This window comes from Planococcus lenghuensis (assembly GCF_001999905.1).
In the GTDB taxonomy this organism is placed as follows: domain Bacteria; phylum Bacillota; class Bacilli; order Bacillales_A; family Planococcaceae; genus Indiicoccus; species Indiicoccus lenghuensis.
In genome coordinates this window covers 201,813-223,232 of the sequence record NZ_CP019641.1, presented here as the reverse complement: position 1 = coordinate 223,232, position 21,420 = coordinate 201,813, and the positions used below count along the sequence as shown (strand labels likewise).

The 21,420-nt window shown below is 42.7% G+C and carries 26 protein-coding genes; 8 read left to right on the top strand and 18 right to left on the bottom strand.

The genetic code is table 11. The features are described 5' to 3' along the window. Positions 1-77 precede the first annotated feature (77 nt). The 3 genes from B0X71_RS19725 to B0X71_RS19720 all read right to left on the bottom strand — a co-directional run bounded on the left by B0X71_RS19725 (position 78) and on the right by B0X71_RS19720 (position 1,410). Entirely contained in the window at positions 78-590 is a 513-nt protein-coding gene (locus B0X71_RS19725; protein WP_077588584.1) for a DUF6431 domain-containing protein, read from the bottom strand. 83 nt (positions 591-673) lie between these two features. After that, complete coding sequence (locus B0X71_RS21640) at positions 674-796, bottom strand: hypothetical protein (protein ID WP_269750083.1); 123 nt, start codon at positions 794-796, stop codon at positions 674-676. Continuing rightward, the gene (locus B0X71_RS19720) at positions 796-1,410 is read right to left on the bottom strand and encodes a protein kinase domain-containing protein (protein WP_077591272.1); all 615 of its coding nucleotides are present in this window, start codon (positions 1,408-1,410) and stop codon (positions 796-798) included. The genes B0X71_RS21640 and B0X71_RS19720 overlap by 1 nt, the downstream gene beginning before the upstream one ends. A gap of 155 nt (positions 1,411-1,565) precedes the next feature. On the opposite strand from B0X71_RS19720, the gene B0X71_RS19715 reads away from it, so the two are divergent. Beyond that, positions 1,566-2,605, top strand: a protein-coding gene (locus B0X71_RS19715; RefSeq protein ID WP_269750118.1) for an IS630 family transposase whose coding sequence is annotated in 2 segments (ribosomal slippage) — positions 1,566-2,063 and positions 2,066-2,605 — 1,038 coding nt in all. Because the reading frame shifts where the segments join, the coding sequence is not laid out codon by codon here. A gap of 20 nt (positions 2,606-2,625) precedes the next feature. On the opposite strand, the gene B0X71_RS19710 is transcribed toward B0X71_RS19715, so the two are convergent. From B0X71_RS19710 to B0X71_RS19695, 4 genes are read right to left on the bottom strand one after another with little or no spacing between them, the layout of a single operon-like run. Next, positions 2,626-3,102, bottom strand: coding sequence for a class III lanthionine synthetase LanKC N-terminal domain-containing protein (locus B0X71_RS19710; protein WP_156889996.1), 477 nt, complete (start codon positions 3,100-3,102; stop codon positions 2,626-2,628). A gap of 16 nt (positions 3,103-3,118) precedes the next feature. Then, complete coding sequence (locus B0X71_RS19705; RefSeq protein ID WP_077591270.1) at positions 3,119-3,403, bottom strand: hypothetical protein; 285 nt, start codon at positions 3,401-3,403, stop codon at positions 3,119-3,121. Between the two features lie 7 nt (positions 3,404-3,410). Then, positions 3,411-5,069, bottom strand: a complete 1,659-nt coding sequence (locus tag B0X71_RS19700; protein WP_077591269.1) for an alpha/beta hydrolase family protein — start codon at positions 5,067-5,069, stop codon at positions 3,411-3,413. 49 nt (positions 5,070-5,118) lie between these two features. Next, a complete protein-coding gene (locus tag B0X71_RS19695; RefSeq protein ID WP_077591268.1) occupies positions 5,119-5,352 on the bottom strand; it encodes a hypothetical protein in 234 nt (77 codons plus the stop codon). Between the two features lie 620 nt (positions 5,353-5,972). Between B0X71_RS19695 and B0X71_RS19690 the strand changes: the two genes are divergently transcribed. From B0X71_RS19690 to B0X71_RS19680, 3 genes are all read left to right on the top strand, one after another. Next, positions 5,973-6,806 carry an MBL fold metallo-hydrolase gene (locus B0X71_RS19690; protein ID WP_198038760.1) on the top strand — a complete coding sequence of 278 codons (834 nt, stop codon included), beginning with the start codon at positions 5,973-5,975 and terminating at the stop codon, positions 6,804-6,806. A gap of 280 nt (positions 6,807-7,086) precedes the next feature. Beyond that, positions 7,087-7,407, top strand: a complete 321-nt coding sequence (locus B0X71_RS19685; RefSeq protein ID WP_077591266.1) for a hypothetical protein — start codon at positions 7,087-7,089, stop codon at positions 7,405-7,407. A 3-nt stretch (positions 7,408-7,410) separates the two neighbouring features. After that, positions 7,411-7,701, top strand: coding sequence for a type II toxin-antitoxin system RelE family toxin (locus tag B0X71_RS19680; protein WP_077591265.1), 291 nt, complete (start codon positions 7,411-7,413; stop codon positions 7,699-7,701). A 269-nt stretch (positions 7,702-7,970) separates the two neighbouring features. Here the strand turns inward: B0X71_RS19680 and B0X71_RS19675 are convergent, their stop codons facing one another. From B0X71_RS19675 to B0X71_RS19635, 9 genes are all read right to left on the bottom strand, one after another. Beyond that, positions 7,971-9,320 carry a dihydrolipoyl dehydrogenase family protein gene (locus B0X71_RS19675; protein WP_077591264.1) on the bottom strand — a complete coding sequence of 450 codons (1,350 nt, stop codon included), beginning with the start codon at positions 9,318-9,320 and terminating at the stop codon, positions 7,971-7,973. 164 nt (positions 9,321-9,484) lie between these two features. Beyond that, positions 9,485-11,137 carry a mercury(II) reductase gene (gene merA / locus B0X71_RS19670; RefSeq protein ID WP_077591263.1) on the bottom strand — a complete coding sequence of 551 codons (1,653 nt, stop codon included), beginning with the start codon at positions 11,135-11,137 and terminating at the stop codon, positions 9,485-9,487. An 83-nt stretch (positions 11,138-11,220) separates the two neighbouring features. Then, positions 11,221-11,916, bottom strand: coding sequence for a cytochrome c biogenesis CcdA family protein (locus tag B0X71_RS19665; protein WP_077591262.1), 696 nt, complete (start codon positions 11,914-11,916; stop codon positions 11,221-11,223). Then, positions 11,916-12,332 (bottom strand): cation transporter, encoded by a 417-nt coding sequence (locus tag B0X71_RS19660; RefSeq protein ID WP_077591261.1) that lies wholly within the window; start codon positions 12,330-12,332, stop codon positions 11,916-11,918. Before B0X71_RS19660 ends, B0X71_RS19665 begins: the two co-directional genes overlap by 1 nt. 108 nt (positions 12,333-12,440) lie before the next feature. Then, the gene (gene merR / locus B0X71_RS19655) at positions 12,441-12,839 is read right to left on the bottom strand and encodes a mercury resistance transcriptional regulator MerR (RefSeq protein WP_077591260.1); all 399 of its coding nucleotides are present in this window, start codon (positions 12,837-12,839) and stop codon (positions 12,441-12,443) included. Between the two features lie 336 nt (positions 12,840-13,175). Next, positions 13,176-13,544: a 4-fold beta flower protein gene (locus B0X71_RS21815; RefSeq protein WP_408634155.1), complete on the bottom strand. Its 369-nt coding sequence runs from the start codon at positions 13,542-13,544 to the stop codon at positions 13,176-13,178. Positions 13,545-13,612: 68 nt separating this feature from the next. Continuing rightward, positions 13,613-14,014, bottom strand: coding sequence for a hypothetical protein (locus B0X71_RS19645; RefSeq protein ID WP_077591258.1), 402 nt, complete (start codon positions 14,012-14,014; stop codon positions 13,613-13,615). Between the two features lie 630 nt (positions 14,015-14,644). Then, positions 14,645-14,857, bottom strand: coding sequence for a hypothetical protein (locus B0X71_RS19640; RefSeq protein ID WP_077591257.1), 213 nt, complete (start codon positions 14,855-14,857; stop codon positions 14,645-14,647). Beyond that, entirely contained in the window at positions 14,838-15,332 is a 495-nt protein-coding gene (locus B0X71_RS19635; protein WP_077591256.1) for a DUF3990 domain-containing protein, read from the bottom strand. The genes B0X71_RS19640 and B0X71_RS19635 overlap by 20 nt, the downstream gene beginning before the upstream one ends. 33 nt (positions 15,333-15,365) lie before the next feature. Between B0X71_RS19635 and B0X71_RS19630 the strand changes: the two genes are divergently transcribed. Beyond that, the gene (locus B0X71_RS19630; RefSeq protein WP_077591255.1) at positions 15,366-15,665 is read left to right on the top strand and encodes a transposase; all 300 of its coding nucleotides are present in this window, start codon (positions 15,366-15,368) and stop codon (positions 15,663-15,665) included. Continuing rightward, entirely contained in the window at positions 15,662-16,558 is an 897-nt protein-coding gene (locus tag B0X71_RS19625; protein WP_077591254.1) for an IS3 family transposase, read from the top strand. The genes B0X71_RS19630 and B0X71_RS19625 overlap by 4 nt, the downstream gene beginning before the upstream one ends. A gap of 30 nt (positions 16,559-16,588) precedes the next feature. Here B0X71_RS19625 and B0X71_RS19620 read toward each other — a convergent pair whose 3' ends face one another. Then, positions 16,589-16,870, bottom strand: coding sequence for a hypothetical protein (locus B0X71_RS19620; RefSeq protein ID WP_156889995.1), 282 nt, complete (start codon positions 16,868-16,870; stop codon positions 16,589-16,591). A 635-nt stretch (positions 16,871-17,505) separates the two neighbouring features. Continuing rightward, a complete protein-coding gene (locus tag B0X71_RS19615; protein WP_077591252.1) occupies positions 17,506-18,504 on the bottom strand; it encodes a MerR family DNA-binding transcriptional regulator in 999 nt (332 codons plus the stop codon). Between the two features lie 310 nt (positions 18,505-18,814). Here B0X71_RS19615 and B0X71_RS19610 point away from each other — a divergent pair, with 310 nt between their 5' ends. Both B0X71_RS19610 and B0X71_RS19605 read left to right on the top strand, forming a co-directional pair. Continuing rightward, positions 18,815-19,945 carry a tyrosine-type recombinase/integrase gene (locus B0X71_RS19610; protein ID WP_077591251.1) on the top strand — a complete coding sequence of 377 codons (1,131 nt, stop codon included), beginning with the start codon at positions 18,815-18,817 and terminating at the stop codon, positions 19,943-19,945. Positions 19,946-20,208: 263 nt separating this feature from the next. Further along, complete coding sequence (locus tag B0X71_RS19605; RefSeq protein ID WP_077591250.1) at positions 20,209-20,958, top strand: trypsin-like peptidase domain-containing protein; 750 nt, start codon at positions 20,209-20,211, stop codon at positions 20,956-20,958. Positions 20,959-21,420: the final 462 nt, after the last annotated feature.

Sequence of the window (21,420 nt, the reverse complement as noted above, 5' to 3'; positions counted from 1 at the left end):
CGATGGGTTGCGAGTTCTTCCGCTTTTGTCCTTGCCACTTTCAACACTCCTTCTTGTTCGGATAGTTGAAGTGTAATTCACGGACTGTTGGACAAAAAGGCAGAACGGGTATGTATCCAAAAATGATGGTTGGCAACCGGGCGGACAATCTTTGCCAGCCATCCGCCTTCTGCACCAAACCATTGTCCAATTCGCTCATGCGCAGGCAGCTTCCGACTGGACAGGTCGATCGCTGAGGTCTCATTTTCCCGGAACTGGATGAAGAGAGATTGAAGGATAAAGAGCCAGTAATCGATCAGATCAAAGAACCAATACCGCCAACGATAAAGGGTCGATTCATCAGCTGCCACCGTCAGGTGGCCAGTGGGGCGGGTCGCCTCCTCGATGACATCCGCACCGTATCGTTTATAGGGCACAATCACATCCGGTAATTCATGATGGATCTTTTCACATCCCCTGCAGCGCAACCGTCTAATGATGAATGTACGGGATTCACCGCTGTCTTCTCTTACTTTCCGTTCTCTGGAGCCAATGACCTTGTACGCTGTATGACTGCAACAGGGACAAGGAACCTTTTCTGCACACCTAATAAAAAACGCCTTTCGAGGTGCATTCTTCTATGTTATAATGAGAGACGATTATCATATCATGTCAAGAGACGTCTCCCGTCGAGCTACTGGTAATAGCCGACACCAAGGGAGGCGTCTTTTCCTTTCTTCAGGATCGTTAAGGACATTATATCCGTCAATTCCTGGACAAACAATACCATCAACTTTTGGACATTATGAAATAGCATTAACAGTCATCTCTAAAAGAAGGTTGATATGATACATTAATACCGAACTTTTCTGGGGGACAAAAACCTGGTGTTCCCGCCGGGAAATAAGGTAGGTTATCCACACAAGAATCTTTAAAAGAATATTCTAAGTCTATTATGTAAATCTCTTTATTAGATGAAAATAGCACATTATCAGGAGATAAATCTCTTAAAACATACCCTTGAGAGTGAATTTCTTCAACTATTTCAGAGATCTTCAAAATTATTTCTAATGTCTCTTCCTTAGAAAATCTATTTTTCTGAATATAATCTTTTATAGATACCGCATCTAGATATTCATAAACCAAGAAATAGTTTTGATTTTCAGTAAAAGAGTCCAAAACTTTAGGTTGATAGTTTTTCAAACATTTCGTGGCGCTTTCTTGCCATTTTAATCTTTCAATGGCAGTGACTCCAGAAGGCTCTGTCTCTCCTTGAAACCGTCCTTCTTTAAGAATAACTTTGGGTATTCCCATTTTCTTTGTATCAAGTGCTAGATACACACCTCCTTTTCCTCGCAATCTTATTACTTTGATTAGAATATATCGATTGTTTAACAACTTCCCTTGTTTCTTTTTATTTTTGGATTGCATAAAGGGATCTCTAATCCAAAACGGAACAACTACTGATTTAGTATCTAAAATTAAATCTCCTTTTGAATCTTTTATGTAACTATATAAGTTGATTTAATGTTTCGAACATCCAGCAATCAGGTGTATACTGTTAATACCTGAAAGGATGATCGAATATGGAAAAACAGGATCAGCTGAGCGAACTGCAGGAAGCCATGAACCAGGCGAAAGACCGCCGGCTTTACGAACGATATCTGGCTGTCCGTCTTGTCCTGGAGGGCGAGACAATGGAGGAAGCCGGCCGGATCATCGGCCGGCGCCGCCAGGCCGTCAGTTCTTACTTGTCCGCTTATCTGGCAGGCGGCATCGAGGGACTGGCCCTTGGCCATTCCACTGGAAAGAAACCGAAACTGACGGCAGAACAGCAGGAAGAGCTGGCGGAGACGATTGCCACCCGGACACCGGCCGATGTCGGCTTCAGCGCCCGCTACAACTGGACACTCGCACTGGCTGCCGAATACGCGAAAAACAGATGGGGCGTCTCTTATTCCCTGCGCGGTATGTCGATTCTGTTGGGCAGGCAGGGGCTCTCCAATACACGGCCGACGTATACGCTGGAGAAAGCCGATCCGGAAAAGCAGCGGGAATTCAAGGAAAAGACGTTTCCAGCGCTAAAAAAAAGCTGATGGCTGAAGAGATCGACCATCTCCTCTTCGAGGATGAGTCGATGATCCGAGATTACCAGGCAATCGGGCGGACGTGGTTCAGAAAAGGGGAACAGCGGTTCATCCCCACTCACGGCCAACACAAAGGCGTGAAGCTCATCGCCACGCTAAATTACGCGACGGGCGAAGTCTTCTGCACAGAAGAAGAACGGTATGATGCCGTGACGTTCCTGCGCTTTCTCAGGAAACTCCTATCTGTTTACCCAACGGGTAAGATCGCCGTGGTTCTGGACAATGCCCGAATCCATCACGCGAAGCTGATCCAGCCGTTTCTGGAAGAGAACCGGGACCGATTGGGGCTTGTCTTCCTGCCGCCCTACAGCCCCCAACTGAACCTGACGGAAGGCCTCTGGAAATGGCTGAAGGAATCCGTCATTAACAATGTCTTCTTCCCGGATGTTCGTAAGATTAAGCTGAAAGTGCGGGAATTCATCCAGTACATCAGCGAGCGATTGGAAGAAGTGATTGATCGGCTTTGCGTGCGCCTTTGAGTATGTTTCTTTAATTCAACTTATATAGACCCGTTTTTGTCTATAAAAAAACTTCCATATCGATAGTGGACAATGGAATTGGTATGTAACCGATTATCGGTTGGGATTTTAGGAGAATGAAAATTTTTTGTAAGATTATCAATAGTAAAAGCTATTTTTATAGAATCCTCTTTATCAATGGGGTAAATTGTAATCGCTTTTCCAATCTGAGTATATCCGTACAAGCCTCTATTCAACATCATTAAATGATCTATGCTTTTAATTATCTTATAGTTAATCAAGTTAGAATCTAAATACGTTTTTATAGACTTTAATATATCTAAAACATTCTTTATTGTTGCAGAAATATGCAATTTAAATCCTTCTGAAGGTAAAGTATTTGGGGTGAAATTATTTGAAACTATCCATAAAGTGTCGGGAATAGAACTTAATTCTTCTGTAGTCACGAATTTTTGGAACTCCTCTTCTAACTTCTCATAGGTATCTTCAATATTCAATTTAAACAACCTCTCCTTAAGGATTAAATCCATTTTTGTAAATTCTTATATTGTTTGACATTGCCACCATATATAAACCATGGGCATAAATTGTTGCAATATAGCCTCTTTGCTCGTGAGGACGCAAAATTTCAGAAATATCAGAAACACTGTACCGATTTTTTCTTTCGCATTCATATGAAAGAAGTATAAATTGATAAAACTCATGCCATACTTCTGAATTCACATATTCTACTTCAAATAGTTTTTTTTTGAATTTTTCTATTTCAATTTTTAATTGCTTATCTACTTGCCGTTCCATAATATCATCACTCGCTATTTATGAATTTTATTATTTTTTCACTCATCAATCTTTTTATTGTAAAAGATGAAGTATAAAAATGACCGTATTCTTCTATTGGCCAATAAATAAACTTTTTATTTTTATCTCGCATTTTCTCGACGAAGAAATCGATCTGTTTCAAAGGGCAATGGGTATCTTTTTTTCCATGTATAATTAATAATTTAGACTCGATGTTCTCAACATAGTAAATGGGGCTTCTAACCTTATAAAAAATATTATTCTTATTTAGCGGCCCTAAAAAATCTTTCACTAATCTTCTTGAATTTGAAAATAAGTATTGATATGAGAGGTCAACAAACCCAGATATGCATATAAACCCACCACATGATATTTTGTATTTAGAGGCTAAGATATAGCATAAAAATGCTCCATAACTTTCTCCCATAATATAAATTTCATTTTCTTGTATTTTAAATTCTTTTTTAAAAAAGTTAATTAAATCTATAACGTCTCGTGCATCAATTCCGCCCCAATCATTCATTATTGACGACGCAAAAGATTTAGATTGATCAGTACTACCTCTAATGTTCGGCCTGATGACTGTCATGTCTTGAGCCAGTAAATCACATAATAAATAATGGAAGGATCTATCCCATTTTGCATTTGGTCCTCCATGCAGCCAAATAATAATTGGCTTTTTAATTTTCCCTTTAAAATTTATCAAGCAATTAAGTTTTTCTTTGTCTCTAACAGGAATTTTTGCTTCTATTGACTCAAATTCTTTTTGGGGATGAGTATTGTTTGGAAATATCAATTTCATTTTTTCTTCATTGAGCTGAAGAATGAAAATAGAGCGCGGGTTACCTTCTGAAGTATAAACACATACTAACTCATCAGAATTTATGTATTTAGAAAATTCCATAATTCCTTTTGGTTTATAAATTTTTTTAAGTCTGTCTTCTTCAAGAACGTAGAGGTTTTGCTGAAAACCAATATTTTCTTCAAACAAGACATTATCGTTATATACGTCAAGTACATTAAGATTTAAGTTTCTATCATTGCTAAGTAGTATAGAGTTCACTTGGGATTTTTTTAAATCTAATATTTTTAGTAAGAGTTTATTATTTTCTCTTATAACCCCGTATAACTTATCTTTCTCTTTATGTTTATAGTTTTTGTTTATTACTTCACTTTCATGGTCAAATTTATTTTTAGTTGTTTCGTCTTTGATATTTTCGCGTGTTATTTTTTCCTTATCAATATCACAGGTACTTAAGGAATTAACAGTAAATGTCTTATATAGTTTTACTTTATTTTTGTTAAATATGTATATGGCATTCTTGGTAATTCCATTTTCTAAAAACTTTAATGTAATAATGAAGTTAGATTTTATTTTTTCAAGAGATATTAAATGATGTTGATGATTGCTAGAAAGTTCTACTTTTGAAATTTCTAGATTTTCTTTAACTAAATAAAATAAGTTCTCTTGGTTACCTTGGTAAATCACATTTCCATCTTTATCCCAAACTGGAGCTTGAGTTGGATTACTTGAGCAAACAGAACTCTTATAAACAAGCTTCTTCAACCTTAAATCAAAAACATTAAAAGTAAAAAGACCCTTGTCATCTAAAAAAAAAGCAATACTACTTCTTCCCTGATTCATTCTAGCTAAAAAAACCTCCATATTGAACTCCTTTTAGAAAGGGAATGCAAAAGCATTCCCTCTTGTGATATCAATAATGCTGTTGACAAGTAGAACTATGTGCTCCTGACATAGCAGCAGCAACTACTTCTTCTTCAAATCCAAGTTTTTCAATACCTTCTCCATTCTTAGATAAAAGAACGTTTTTTTCAGTCTCTGTTAAGTTGAATTTTTGAATTGCTAGTTCTGGAAAACTTAAAAATTCACTTAAAAAAGCCCAATCATCTTGCAATCTTGTAATGATCTTTTCCATATCCTTTGACATATTAACACCTCCTTTTAATAATAATACAAAAATAGGATAAACCTGTAAACTATATTTTGCAATTTTATAAATTTTTTTTTTATTCAGTTCTCAAGGAACCTAGTGAGTTACCCAAGCACTTTACTGCCGCGCTGATTAGATTGGGTTATATCGGTGCGAAAGTTGAGTTAGTAATTGGTCCATTGCTTGAATTGCCGGTTCTCGCAATCATCACGCAATTATTACTTGCTCTGCGGAAAGATTCGATATAGCTTTACAAAACACAGAGGCACAATCAGCTGTTAACCAGTCGATTGTGCCTCTTTTCGTTTTATTTAAGAAAACTTCCGATAAACTCATGATATGTAAACTGGATGTTTGAAGGTATTTTCTTTTTATCCATTCACACATAATTCTAGATGCTACCCTCCCATGTTCTTTCTATCTAATTTTTTAAGCACGCTATATATGTCTAAAAATTGTCTGCTTATATTGATTTTTCGGTCTACAAACAGTTGAGGAATTTGTTTTAGTGTAAAATTAAATTATGTCCTGCTAAAAGTGGTTCTTCTCGAATAAACAATAATGATTTTGCCAATTTTTCAGTGGTGCAAACGATTATGATAGGAGAAGTGATAGGAATGTTGGAAAAAGTAACTGATCGAATTTATTACATGATGCCTAGCAATGAAACAGGAAGACCATTGATTGGACTTGTAATAGGAGATGACCATTGTTTAATCGTTGACTCGGGAAATTCACCCAAACATGCAAATGAGTTTCAATTTGAGATAGAAAAAATGGATTTGCCGCCAATAAAGTACTTGATTCTCACACATCATCACTGCGATCATTCTTTTGGAATGAGGGAGTGGGATTTAGTTTCAATTGCGAATTACAAAACAAGTGAGTACATAAAAGCGTATCAAGAAATTACATATGAAGATGAATCGCTAGAATTGGCAAAACAGAAAGACATTTTGAATGATTTCTTTATAACTAGCATCAAAAATGAAATCGAAGATCGAAATAATTTTCACCCTCTAAATGCAGATATATCTTTCGATGGCGAGATGACAATAAATTTAGGTGGAATTACATGCGAACTGCGTCACATCACAAGTCCCCATACGGATGACTCTACAATTTTATATATTCCTGAAGAAAAAACCTTGTTTTTAGGTGACAGCTTTTATGGAAAAAGAATAGATGGATTCAATTACTATGATGATAAACCCTTATTCCCGATGATGGATCTCGTTAAAAAATATGCTGTTGAACATTACATATCTTCCCATGAACCTGCTTTCGGAAAAAATGATTTTGAAACATTCCACGAGCACTTAGACCTCGGATTTTCTATTGCAAATAAATGCTCAAGTCTAGAAGACGGAGTAGTTGAGTATAAAAACCGATTTGATAAAGAGGCTCCAAATGATTTAGTATTTTTCATGAAAAGCTTTGGTCTCAGATAAGATCTCCATACAGATACAAACTCATAAGCTGATTTATTCCTAAATTAAAAGCAGTGGGCAAATATTAAATTTGCCCACTGCTTTTTTTATCTCACTTGATGATTCAAAGCGTTCGTAAAAATACACTTTTACGAGTGCAAATGAATATTAATTTGAAATTTGCACTCTTCTTCAGTCAGCGATAGCAGCGAGACTTATATTTCAAAAAATTCATAGACAAAAGACTTTTAAAAGTCTTTTAAAAGGTATATAATAGACTTAATTAAAGGAGTGGATGGAAATGGCGATGAGAATACTTGATATTCCAACAACTTCGATTTCGGATGTAAAACGTTCTCCTATGGATGCTTTTCAGAAGGCAGACCAAGAAGCTGCCGGCGTCTACGTCTTTAACCGTGAAAAGGTAGCCGGCGTCATGCTCACCCAAAAACAATACGAGTCACTGAACAGGGAAATAGAAGATCTTTACGATCAAGTGGCTGATTTGATGGCTGAAAAACGGTTATTGACTGAAAATGTCTCTACCTTTTCAGATGTAGAAGTTCGCGGAGCGATTGCAACTGAACACCCTGTCATTGATGATGAAGACGGGTGGGAATAATCATTGTATCAGTTGGAATGGACGCAGTATTCAAAGGAGGATTATGAACAGCTTGATGGCAGCCAAAAGATTTTTGTCAATAAAGCGTTGGACCGGATCAAGTTGAGGGGCATGGAAGCCGGACAAGCTCTTCATGGCAATTTGGCGAAATGCAACAAGTTGAAAAACAAAAAAATGGGACTGCGGATTATTTTCAGAGAAGCCGAAGAAACCATCCAAGTGATTCAGATTGTGGCCATCGGGAAACGAGATAAGGAAAAAATTTATAAGATGGCTGAAGATCGATTAAGCTAACTGAAAAGGAGAAATGGTCTCTCCGGCCAAAAAGAGCCCGGCATACCGGCACTACTAAAGTGCTCGATATGCCAGACTCTTTTTTATCAGCCTATTATTTTATTGTTTATCGGCCACAGCTTCTGATTAAGCGGTCACATGTAACCCAAGATCTTTGGAAACTCGAGCATCAATACCTTATAAAGCAGGATCCTGAATGTAAAAAAAAGTGGATTTTAAAAATTAATCTTTAGGTATTATAAAATTCATCTATTTAATTGGTTGTGGAGCTACAACATGTAGGTGATATCCGATGCAGCGGTCGGATACGCAAACAGCATCCTTTTAAGATCGCCTGTCGGGATATCGAATTGAATTGCGGTCGCAAAATGGTTGATTAATTCATCCGCCTCATGCCCCAGCAGATGCGCCCCGACAATCCGGTCCTTTTCCTGGTCGATTAGGATTTTGGCATAAGCCACCGGCTGTCTGGTCCGCTTATACGTAAACCAGTCGGTGAGTTCCATCGCATTCACTTTACAATCGATGCCTTTTTCGTCCGCTTCCGTCTCCGACAGGCCGACAGAAGCCATTTTCGGCAGGGTGAATACGCTGGTCGGCATTACCTGATCGCCCGCCGTGCGGTGGTTGCCTTTCAGCAGGTTGGAGCACACGATATGCGATTCCATGCCGGCCACAGGCGTCAGCGGCTTCCCTTGAGTAGCCGCTACGTCTCCGGCTGCGTAAACATTCGGGTTGCTCGTGCTCTGGAGGAATTCATTCACCTCAATCCCTTTCCGGCTGGCATTGACATTCGCTTGTTCAAGGTTCAAGGAAGAGATATTCGGGGTTCTTCCGGCTCCGTGGATTACCAAATCTGCTTTAAATGCCTTCGTTTCATTCCCCTGCTGCCCGATCACGTTATAACCGGCAGCTGTTTGCTGGATTTCCTTCACATCCGTCCCGAGCTGCAGGTCGATGCCGAGGTCTCGCGAATAATCGGCTAGCCGGCTCACCAGGTCGCTGTCGAATCCGTCCAGCGGCTGATCGCCCCGATGGAGAATCCGCACATCCGCGCCGGCTCTTCTCGCAATATGGGCGAATTCAAAGGAGATGTACCCGCCGCCGACGAATAGGATGTTCGCGGGCAAATCATCCAGCTCCAGAAAGTCGTCGCTGTAAGCGAAATATTTGCTCCCCTCAATCGGAAGTCGGGCTGGACTTGCGCCTGTCGCAATAAGAATTTTCTTTCCCTGAAGTGTCTCATCGTTCACCTGCACTTTGTCTTCAGCGATAAACGCGGCGTGACCATGGTACGTATCGATTCCCCGCTCGTGAAAACGTTTCACGCGCCTTTCCGGTACATCTTCGGTAAATGTACGCTTGAACTGCATCAGATCACGCCAACTGATGCGGGTGTCGCCCGCAAGGCCGAATCCCTTGAGCCGTTCCATTCCATCCAAGTATTCCGTGACACCCACCATGACCTTCTTCGGATCACAGCCTCTCAGCGCACAAGTACCGCCAAACGGCAGCTCATCGATCATCGCCACTGACCATCCCGCTTCCCGGCACTTGCCGGCTGTCACGGAACCCGCTGTTCCGCTCCCGATAACAATCAAATCGTATTCCTTTGCCAATTTGTTCGCTCCCTTCCTTATTCCGCTACAGTTCCTATTCCACTGTTAACTTCCGGACAAACTGTGTACCTTGTCCCCGGTTGATGGCAAGCTGAACTTCTGGTCAAAATAAAAAGGAACGCCTTGCTGTACCGCAAGACGTTCCTTTGAAGACCGGCTTTTTTTCACCCTGCGCAGCAGGACAGCTTGCTGACGTCTTTATCGAGGGTGATGGCGGCGAGCTTCAGCCCTTCGGCCATCGTCAGATACGGCGCCATGGAGTTCTTCAGATCATCCGCCGTCAGCCCGAACTGCACAGCGAGCGTCGCGCCGTAGATGACATCTCCGGCGTTCTCAGCCACCACATGGGCTCCGATGATTTTCTGCGACCCGTTGTCGACGACGAGCTTGAAGACACCGTTCGTTTCGTGGTTCACGAGCGCTCTCGGCACGTTTTCGAGCGGCAGGACCGACGTCTTCACATCAATTCCCCGGTCCCTCGCCTGCTGTTCCGTCAGTCCGACAGTTGCGATGGACGGATTGGTGAATGTCACACCCGGCACAAAACGCAAGTTCACTTTCTTAGCTGCCGAATCCAACGCATTCTCGACTACGATTCCGCCTTCATAGGCGGCGACATAAACGAACTGAGGACCCAATGTCACATCGCCGGCTGCATAGATATTTGCGTTAGTGGTCTGCAGGCAGTCATCAACCGTGACTTCCCCTTTTCTGCCGGTTTCCACGCCGGCTGCTTCCAAATTGAGAGATTCCGTGTTCGGCCGTCGGCCGGTCGCCACCAAAACCTGGTCGGCTTCAATGATCCGCTCTTCCCCGTTCACTTCAAGGAAGACTTTTTTCATCTCCCCGTCCTGTTCCACTTTCTTGTACGTGACGCCGGTCATGAAATTCAGCCCCTGCTTCGTCAGGGCTTTATCCACCGCTTCGGAAATTTCCGGGTCGTATTCCTTCAGGAGCCGGTCGCTGCGCTGCATCAGCGTCACGTCCGATCCCAGGTTACGGAACAGCTGGCCCAGTTCCATGGCGATGTAGCCGGAACCGATGACGGCGAGTTTCTTCGGCACTTCCGCCAATTCCAGAGCCGTGGTGCTGGTCAGGAAGTCCACATCTTTCAGTCCGGGAATAGCCGGAACAAATGGCGCGGCACCCGTTGAGACCAGAAACTTGCCAGCTGTGTAGTGCTGCCCATTCACTTCAACCGTCCGCTCATCCACGAAGGCGGCCTCTCCCCGGATCAGGTCAAAACCGTAGTCATCGATGAGATCGATGTATTTCTGCTGTCTCATCCCTTCGACGAGTTCGTCTTTCTGGCTGGTCAGCGCTGCCAGATCCACTTGCCCCGCTTCCGTATTCAGTCCGGCAAACGGGTGCTGGCCGGCCAGGTGATTGATTTCTCCGGCACGGAGCAATGTCTTAGACGGGACACAACCGATATTGACGCACGTTCCGCCGACGGTTCCCCGTTCGGCCATCGCCACGTTCGCCCCTTTTTCCACCGCTTTGATGGCCGCAGAAAAGGCAGCTCCGCCTGAACCGATGATGAACAGATCGTAGTCGTCGGATGGATTACCGGAAAACGATGTCCGTTCTCCGGATACGACCTCTGCTTCACCCGCGACATAGCCGGCTTTATCGACGGCCTGTTTTGCATCTTTCAAGCGGTCTTCCTCGATTGTAAATGTCGCCTGTCCGCGGCGGAAATTGGCTTGTGCGTTTTCCGCCCCCTTGCTTTCCAAAGCGTTCGTTACATGGTTCTCACAGTCTGTACAGGTCATCCCTTGAACTTCCAGCTTTATTTCTACTTCTTTTCTACTCATAAAACATCACCCTTCCTTTTCTATTTTATCAAGTGCACTACTAACCTATACCCAATTTATACCCTAGCTTAATGACAGCTCATCTAACTGATAACCAGCTGATAAAAGACCAGGTATACAGTAGCCGAAAGGATAATAATTCCGGCGATTTTCTCCATTTTTCCACTCCATTTTTTGGAAACATCTTTCAAAAAAGTCGCTGCTCCTAACGCAACCAGTGTCAGCACGATTCCTTTACCGGCCGTATATACGGTCAGTAACAACGCGCCATGGACCACGCTTCCCTGTGCTGCGACATACGTGATGATCATGACGAAAATCGGAATGGTGCACGGGGTGATGACGAGGCCGAAAGGAAGCCCCAACGTAAAAGCCCCTGCCATCGTGTCCGGCTTTTTCCCTTTTACAGCAAACATCTTGGGCAACTTCAGGTTGATCACACCCAAAAGCTGCAGGCCCATTAAGAGCCCGATTATGACCGGAATCCATAAATCGAGTCCGTATCCTGTAAACACTTCCATAATCGCCTTGCCGATAAACGCGGCGATAATTCCCATGACAGCTGACGTAATCATCATGCCAAGGGTAAAGCTCCACGTAATCCGCAATGCTTTCCCCTTTCCTTCACCCGAGTATTTCCCCATGTACCCGCCAAACATAATGAGGATAGGGATATAACAAACACTGATCGCACTTAACATTCCGCCAGCGAGGACAAGAAAGTAAACAAAAAAGCCAGCTGATTCGAGCCCCGCAAGCCCATCATATACAAACGTCATTATTCAGCCTCCGTGACCTCTTCTGCTTCGTATCCCACATCAGCAACCGCCTGCTCAATCTCATCAACCGTCACTTGACCGGGATCAAACACAACCGTCGCACTGTCTTCTGGTCCATTGATCGTAAAATCAGTAATCCCCTCGGTGTTCTTGAGCCCGGAGCTGACAGCGTATTCACAACTGGAGCAGGTCATTCCGAGGCCGGATAACACGATCTTTTCCTGATCAGCGGTTTCCTTTAACGCCGTCTCATCTTCCGGCAGTTCGATATTTTCCTCGGAAACCGCATTCACTTCTATCGGTTCTTCGTTTTGCTCAGCAAAAGGATTGCCGGCAGTCATGGTGTTGCTTGTTGTCATGTAGATGATAATACCGGCAAATAAAGCGATTCCAACCACCCCGACTAATTTCTTCATTCATCCCGCCCCCATTAACAAACTTGATTTCCTGTTCCGTCGCTTTTCAACGGCACAGTCTTCGTGAAGAAATACTCGGATTTTCGTTTTAATACAACGTCCCATCCTTTAACCCTCCAGAAGAACATCTAGTACGGGACACTCATACAGCTCTTTTTCATCAGGGCACCGTTTTTTCAAATCATCCAGCATTACTTCAATACGCTTTAAATCCTCAATCTGTTTCTGTACTTCTTCTTGTTTTTTAGAGACGAATTCAAACATATTCGCACAGCGAACGGCGTCTCTATCGGCAACTCCCAGTAGCCTATCAATCTCGCTCAAGGAAAATCCGAGTTCCTGAAGGTGCTTAATAAAACCTACACGTTTGACGGTTTCTTCTGAGTAAATTCGGTAGCCGGAATGGTTTTTCGCTGGTTTTTGCAGCAGATTTTTCCGTTCATAATACCGAATGGTTTCTCTATTCACCTCACAACGCTCTGCCAGTTCACTGATTTTATACTCCATTTTGTTCACCTCTCCTATAGCTTAAACCGCGTACCATAGTACACAGTCAAGAATTATGATTATAGTTTTAAGAATAATTTACTTTTGAATAGATATGCGTGGAGAAACGCTTTTGGGAGATAGAAAGGAAAAGCAGGCGTTTGGTGTGAATTGACCGTTCGTTAAAGTACACTTTTATGAACGCTTCAAAAGCAACTGAAAAAAGACAAAAAGAACGTTCGCAAAAGTGTCAAAGCACTTTACGAACGTCCTGATTTTTTCTCATACTTTTCTGAACAGAAATCAGATGCAATTAACTTAATCGAGAATATTTATAATTAATTTAGATAGATTCTTTTACTGGCTCATCCATTGTTCAAATGTTAGATCAGTCCATCCTCCGCTGGGACGTGAAGGTCTTGAGGGACGAGATGGCCTTGATGGGCGTGAAGGCTTTGATGGACGAGAAACTCTCGAAGCTCTTGATGGTCTTGAAGGTCTCGAAGTTCCATTCACTGATCCTTCAGGATTCCATAATACTGGACGCCCTTTTTGATCAAGGACTAACAGGTTTTGTATGGGTCCAAGCCAATTCCCAGTATTTGCAGACCATACATATCCTCTTGATATAAAAGCTATCCAATTCATATCAGTATCGAAAATGTGTTCCTCTTGCTTTATCCAAGCAACTAAATTTACATTTTGATCAAATAATGGTTTCAGCAATTAATAACACTCCTTAAGTTTTTGCATCTTCCCCAAACCGCATTATAAATAGATTTTAAATAAATCACTTAAAAAGGTAGATCGCTAATATTTTCCTTAAATTTCTTTATTTCTGGAGTGTCAATTATGCTAACAATATACGAAATCGCTTCTAATTTGCCTTGAGACCTAACACTCTTCTCATCGTCTTCAGATGAAGCATCTTTTTGGGCCTGTTTATAAAAGTCGCTTAAAAGTTCTACTGGCGAGCGTTTGAGACGATAACTATCAGGAACAAATAAAGCAATTGCCAGGGTTTTTACTGGGATGCCTTCTAATGAACTATATGGATTATTTACGCGCCATTCTTCATTAGGATTATTTGCTGTGTTTAATACATACATCTCTTTATCTTTATTTCTAGCGAGCTCAATAGCATTAATTTGGGACTGTGTCAGTTCTATTTTTTCAAATTCAAATGTATTAGACATGTATATACCCCCTCTTTCATCAAGGCAATAATTTAAATCAATTGTAACAATATTGTAGCATATTCTAAAATTCTCAAAGATTATATAGAAGGGACAGTATTAAACATAAGTTATAATCTGTTTAACACAACCCACTACCCTCTTTATAATGCAGACCACGGTGGGTCTTATTATGAAATTGTCATTTTGCTATGGAGATTTGGTCATGGACATTGACAAATTTAACGAAAATTTATTCGGATGATTACTAGTTGGATAAATAGGGCGAAAAGATCAAGGAGTTAAGAGGAATCTCCTTACTGTAGTGAATAAAAGGGTAAACGCTCGACAATGAAAACTAATTCATCCACCATCTACTCTTGATAAAGTAACCGAAAGTTCCAATTCAACTGGAAAAGCTATTCTTTCGTCGCACTTGCTGTCATCTCGTTCGACGCTCTTTTCATTTTGATATCCTTATACCCGAAAAGCAACGCCCCAAAAGAGTGTAAGAATCATCTCTGATTGCGTTTACAAGAGTTTATAATATAGGTGTCTAAACACGTTTTTTAGTTACTTTTTATCAAAGAAGAAGAGAATAACAAATAAAAAGAGCGGGTATAAAACAACCCACTCTTTACGTACTTACTTTTATTTTCGATTATTTATAATCTCGCGCGCAATCCAGGATGGCCCTTTATGAGCGAAGGCAGAGTTATTGATATCAACATTAGCCATAACTCGACGAGAAATATCAGCTGCTTCTTCTCTAGACAAAGACTTGCTCTGACGATGGGCAAAATATACCAGCGAATCTTCCAAATCTTTCGTTAAGCGTATTCGGTCAACAGTTGCGGTAGTCATCAATATCTAACTCCTTTCCTCCGTCTACTTCGTAGGCTTTAGTTAAATTCAGTGTATCACATATATCTTGCGTATGGATAGATAATTGTCTGGTACGTATGGTTTTCTCCAAAATACCCTGAATTACCTCTTTCTTAACTAATTCCCCATCTCTGAACTTTGAAACCAATTCAGCAGGGTTGTTGTCACTCATAATCCCATAGATAAGGGGATAATCATGTAATAGTCCTTCTCGAGCTCGTATTCGGTTATCAGTTACAAACGTGGCAAACTCGACATCATTTTTATCTAAAACTTTAACTTCACCTTTCTGCCAATAAGGAAACGGAGCAAACTCAAATTCCATAACAACAGGTTTAAATGCTTCCGGTGGAAGGAACATTTCTAAACCATCACCTTTTTTAAACTCCACTTGTCTTGTGACATAGCCTAGATTTAGACTTAAAAGTGGACACGACCAAATGAGTTTCGACATACTGAAACTACTAACCTAAAGGACGTGTCAAACATGGGTAAACGCAAATCGCCGGAGTACAAGGAATATGTGGCCAAACTTCTTGTGGACGATGGCCGAAGAGCCACCGAAGTCGCTTATGAACTGGAGCTTAAACCCAGCACGATCCGCCGCTGGGCAGCGGATTACCGGGAGAGACAGGAACGGCTGGCGAACCCGGCCAACGAGCAGCTGATGAGTACATCCGAACTGCAGAAACGGCTCACAGACGCTGATCGGCGCCTGAAGGAACGGGATGAGGAGGTTGAGATTTTAAAAAAGGCTATGCGTGTCTTCATGAAAGACCCCATGTGATTTACGCTTTCATCCAGGCACACCGGGATGACTATCACGTGGTGAAGATGTGCGATGTCCTCGGTGTCTCCAGAAGCGGTTTCTATAAATGGCGTGATCTCCTGACCGGTGGTCAGTTGTCTGCACAGCAGGAACGACGGGAGGAGATCAAGCAGAAAATTGCCCGTTCTTATCACGAGAGCCACGGCATCTATGGCAGCCCACGCGTCCACGAAGACTTGGAAGCATGGGGCTATTCCGTCTGCGAACGGACTGTCGGCCGCTATATGAAAGAGATGGGATTGCGCGCGATACCGGAAGAAAAATTCCAGGTGACAACCGATTCGGCCCATGATCAGTTCGTCTATCCCAACCTATTGGAGCGTAAGTTCCGGGTCGCTGAACCGAATAAGGCGTGGGTCGCCGATATCACCTATATCTGGACGATGGAAGGCTGGCTGTATCTGGCGAGCGTCATGGATCTCTTCTCCCGCAAGATCGTCGGCTGGAGTCTGGATGTTACCATGAAAACCGAACTGCCGCTTGAAGCGCTGCAGCAGGCGATTACCCTTCGGCGTCCTGATGCGACACTGATTCACCATTCCGACCGGGGATCCCAGTATTGTGCAGCCGACTATGTCGATGTCCTGAAGGCGAAGGAGATCCAGATCAGTATGAGCCGGAAAGGTGATCCATACGACAACGCCTGCATCGAATCCTTCCATGCCAGTCTAAAGAAAGAGCTCGTTTACCGGACTCGTTACAAGACGCGCGCAGAGGCCCGGGCAGCCATCGGCTGGTATATTGACAGCTTCTACAACACCCGACGCCGCCACTCCACGCTTAATTACCGGTCGCCGGATGAATATGAGAAAACGCAGAAACATGTCTTCATCGAAAGAGCTGTTTCGTGATCAATAAGACAGTTGGGGGCATCGGTTCGTTTATGAACCGATGACGCCGGCTGTCCGACCAAGCGAAGCGCGGTAGCCGGTCCACGAAAAAAGGTTCAAAAAGCAGTGTCCACTTTCTTGACGGAAGACCAAGCCTTCTGCCATTTCCTTATCAGGTGCTAAATAAAAACCTGGTCCGAAATCTAATTCAGATCCTACGGAAACATCAAATTTTACGCCTTGCTTCATTATGCTTTTGAAGCCGGATAACGTTGTGCCATGATACCACTTTGTCTTTTCAAGATTTCTCAAAGTTTTAGATCTTAGTGTCACTACTTACCACCCCTATTTATTTCCATTTCCCTCAATGAGCCATAGAGAAAATATATTGACCAACTAAATGACGAAAGGGCTGCTATTGAACGGGCCTTTCACCAAATTATATCCTTCATTCTATACCAGCTTTTTCACAATGTCTTGTGCCTTTATAATTTGTAAATTAAATTTCGCCATTTATGTAAGCCGAAATCTTGTCCATTTTTTCTTTGCTTATTCCTGCTTTCCCACTTTAACAATCTTGTTCGTGATTTTCCCTGTAATCGTATAAACTCATCACTTCTTATGGAGTTCGATGATAATCTAACGCAGTATTATGTGATACCTCCATAGTTGCCGTGCAATTTCTGACCGAATACCCGAATCTTGCATTGCTAAATCGGGAATCACAGTCGATATTACCACTACGATACTTTGAATTTGATTTGAATGTGTAATGAATTCTTTCGATTTTGCCTCTATCCCTCTTTATGACTACTTACCAAATCTATTGATTCAACGAGTTCCATATACATATACAGGTAAAAATAATCCGGGCACAGATGTGTTGTTCCCTTGCTATATAGGAACCATGCGACCGAACTTTCTTGTAGCACATTTTACAATGCATAACGGAATAATGATGGCCATATCTACTCCTCCTCATTTTTTGATGAATTATTCGTTACTTGTTCGATTACATGTTGTTGAATGTACCGGTTCACGGATACCCCTTCTCTGTCTGCTTGCTGCATCAGTTGCGTATGGAGGGTTTCGGGCAGTTGAATAGTGACATTCTTCTCGTTCCGGAGAAAACGCCAGTGGGTGCCGATGTCTTCCACTGCCCCTTGCTGGATATGCCGCTGCAGATCACTGAGTGCTTGATCGGTCGCAAACCCATTTTTTGCATATAGCCCATTCCGTACAACAAGCCGCAACTCCTCCCCCTGCTGTTCAGCGTTGAAGTTTTCCACCCCGCACACCGAAAGCAAGGCATCGACCGCCCGGTAGAAAGCGGGCTTTCCGATGGGGAGCACCACATCCGTAAACCCGTTCTGCCCTTTCTGTTTCGGCTGATGAATGGTATACTTCGGCTGCAGTTCGTACTGCTGCTGAGCAACAGCGAGCGGAATAACCTGTTCATCCGGCAGTCGGAACCCGAAGCTGTAGTCGGGCAGCTCAAATAGCCGTACATGTTGATCTCCTGACATCGTGAAGGCCTGGTAACGCGCCAAATCGAACAGGGGAATGTAGAGTCGGTTCCGTTTTGGCCTGGTCGGTTTCTCATACCGGAGATACTCCACGATTTGCCGTTCCTGTTCTGGCGTAATGGCATACCGTTGGCCGGTTCGCTGAAAACTGCTCTTTACCACCGGGATCTCAAGTGCCAATGCACTTATTGCTGCCTTGATCTGCTGGTCGTACATCCCGAGTTTTTTTGACAGCTCCACCATCGTCGGCCCGGTTGCCTCGAACCGCCGTTTTTCTTCCGCTAATTGATCGACACTCTCCTTTTCGTAAGTAGCGCTCCGGTACAGCCGGTGCGGGTCGGATCGGCGAACAATCAGCCCTCTCTTTTCATAGTTATAGATATTGGATTCCCGGACCCCCAACAGGTCGGCCACTTCTCCAATCGTATAAAAATCCCGCATGCCTGTTCTCTCCTTTTTTAGCAACTCTCCCAAATACATGTGAACTGCCGCTTCCGCTTCTTATTAGTTAAATTCCTATCTCTTGATTTCATTTATACTCTATTGATTACTTTAATTATACCTGATGTAAATAAAATAAATTCATTTCAATTGAAAATAATAAAATATTTTTTAAAATATAAAAAAATAACCTAAACAAAGGTACTCTTTGTTTAGGTAACGTGTATAATTAGGATGAAATAGCGCAGATTAACGGATGAAATAGAGAGGGAAACCAATTATTCTTAAAATAGAGAGGGATTGAAAGAAAATGCAGTTTCCGACAAAAATCAACAAAAACACACTTCTTCCGTTTTCGCCAGCTTCTCTTCCGTCGCTCCAGCTGAAAAAAGACGAAGCGGAGAAACGGAACGAAAATCCGTTTGCTGACTTCGACGACCTCGATATCTTGAATTGGTACATTCATGAACGGCAGCACACGAACGCAGCAAATGAACGGTCGGAACGGACGAAGAAGGAATACGAAAAAGAACTGAGGCAATTCATCTCGCAGCTGCTGACGTATCCGGACGAAATCGGCTTGGATTTAGGAGACGTGGTTGAGGGGTCACTCTTCAAGTCACTTTCTCCCCGCCACCTTCGCCGCTGGCAGGAATGGCTGATTGCGGAAAGTCCTTATGTGAAGAAGCGGGGCGCTTACAGCCAGACGGCCATCACCCGCAAAACGACCATCATCCGCTCCTTCTTCCAGTACCTCCATCGGGTCGGCTATATAATAGAAGAAACTCATACGGGACTCCGGAAAGCGACGGTCCGAAAAGATGACCGCCCGAACCGTGATTTGGGGCCGGGGGACGTGGTGATTATGCTGCGGGGGTTCAGGGAGATCGAGCATACGGTGATGTTCGGTATTTTGCTGACGATGACAGCAACCGGGTTGCGGAACGAGGAATTCTGCCGGCTGGATGTGTCCGATATTAAGCGGGACCGCATTCAAGGCGGCTATTTTCTCAATGTTCTCGGTAAAGGGAACAAACGACGTCAAATCCCATTGAAAGCGGAAGTATACGCAGCAATCCAGGAATACCGGAAAGTGCGCGGGCTCCCACTTTTGGAACAGTCAGCACCCGATGCACCTGTCTTTACGACAAGCCGCGGTACCCGGTTCTCGCCAAGCTACCTGAATCAGTACATGAAAAAAGAGATGCAGAAAATTTCACCGCGGCTGCAGGGAGTCGAAGTGGATCTTACGCCACACGTCTTCCGGCACGCTTTCGCCATCATCTCCCATTTAAACAAAGTGGATATTTACGACATCATGCGCTCGCTTGGTCATGAGAAGATTGAAACGACGATGATCTATCTGGAAAAGATCTTTGCGAAGGAGCGACATGCGGTGAATCAATGGACAGGCGATGCATTAGGAGAATTCCTTGGATAAACTTGGCCAAACTTTCCTTCTATCCTATGGTTAAAGACCAGACAGACAAGCTAATGATGAAAATTGAAAGCCGAAGAATTTAGAATAAAGAGAAGCGCCACTGGCGAATTCAGAAGAACGACATACTATTCAATGAACGCTACTCCAAAATACAATCTAGCGAAAATTGCGTATTTCCTGCTATGTAATCAATAGTAATCTTCAGCAAATTGAAAGACTAGTGTAGAAAATTGAAAATCCGCTTATATACGAGGAGGATTTGTATGGTTAACTTCACCGACGAGTCACTAAAGTCACTTTTAATTAAAATGTATTTCAACGAAAAGCATCTTTCTTCTGGAACGGGATTTCTTATTCGTTCTAATAGTGGCCCTGTCTTAATTACAAACAGACATAACGTAACCGGCAGACACAATGAAACGGGTGAATGTTTATCAAAGACAAAGGCTGTGCCCAATAGAATTGCAATTTCTCATCACAAAAAAAGAGAGCTAGGATCAGTCACAGTCAAAAGTGAAGAACTTTATCAGAACGAGGAGCCATTATGGATAGAACATCCTGGTTTGGGGTCTAAAGTAGACCTTGTCGCATTAAAGCTGACCAATCTTAAGGACGTGGAGATTCACGCATACTCGCTTGATGCAGGATCACATATGGATATCGGGGTATCTGATATTGTCAGCGTGATTGGCTTTCCATTTGGACTCCAAGTGGGGAGTAATGCTGCTATCTGGGCTACTGGATTTGTTGCTTCTGAACCGGCTATTAATTACAAGAATTTGCCACTGTTCTTAGTGGATTGCAGAACAAGAGAAGGCCAATCAGGTTCAGCAGTAGTTGCATATAGGAAAGCTGGGAGTCTAGTTGTGGGGAACGGTGGTGCAGGTATATACCCTGGTTCCTCTACTAAGCTATTAGGAATTTATAGCGGTAGGATAAATAGAGAATCCGACTTAGGAATGGTATGGAAAACATCTGCTATTATAGAATTAGTAGAAAGCATCCCTGTTTAGAAGACTTTACGGGGCCGAAACAGAAAGAGGCTTCTTGCTATGACACGAGTAACATAATTCATAAATTGATCTCTAAATCAGCTGCCAAGCGGGCTGCGAATTGGATTCTAAATTGAACGAAAAAATTCTCAAGTCGTAAATAAAATACTCATTGCCGGAATGGGCATTGCTAAGCGAATGTATTATGTCGCCTTCATCGATATGACCATGGCATTTCTTAAATCAGGGCGAGTCCGATACATGCCAAATGCTCAAAATAGCTGGACGAGAATTGCAGAGACGAAAAACGACTAGAAAGATGCGACGCTCGCGTGTGAGCAGCGAAGGATATTGAACTGTCTGGAATTGAATGAAATGATTTACTTGTAACGCTCATATATGAAATAGCCGTAGGAGTTTAAAAACTGGAAACCTTATGGCTGCTCTTCATTTCGCAGTCTTCACTTTTTGAAGATTTATAGA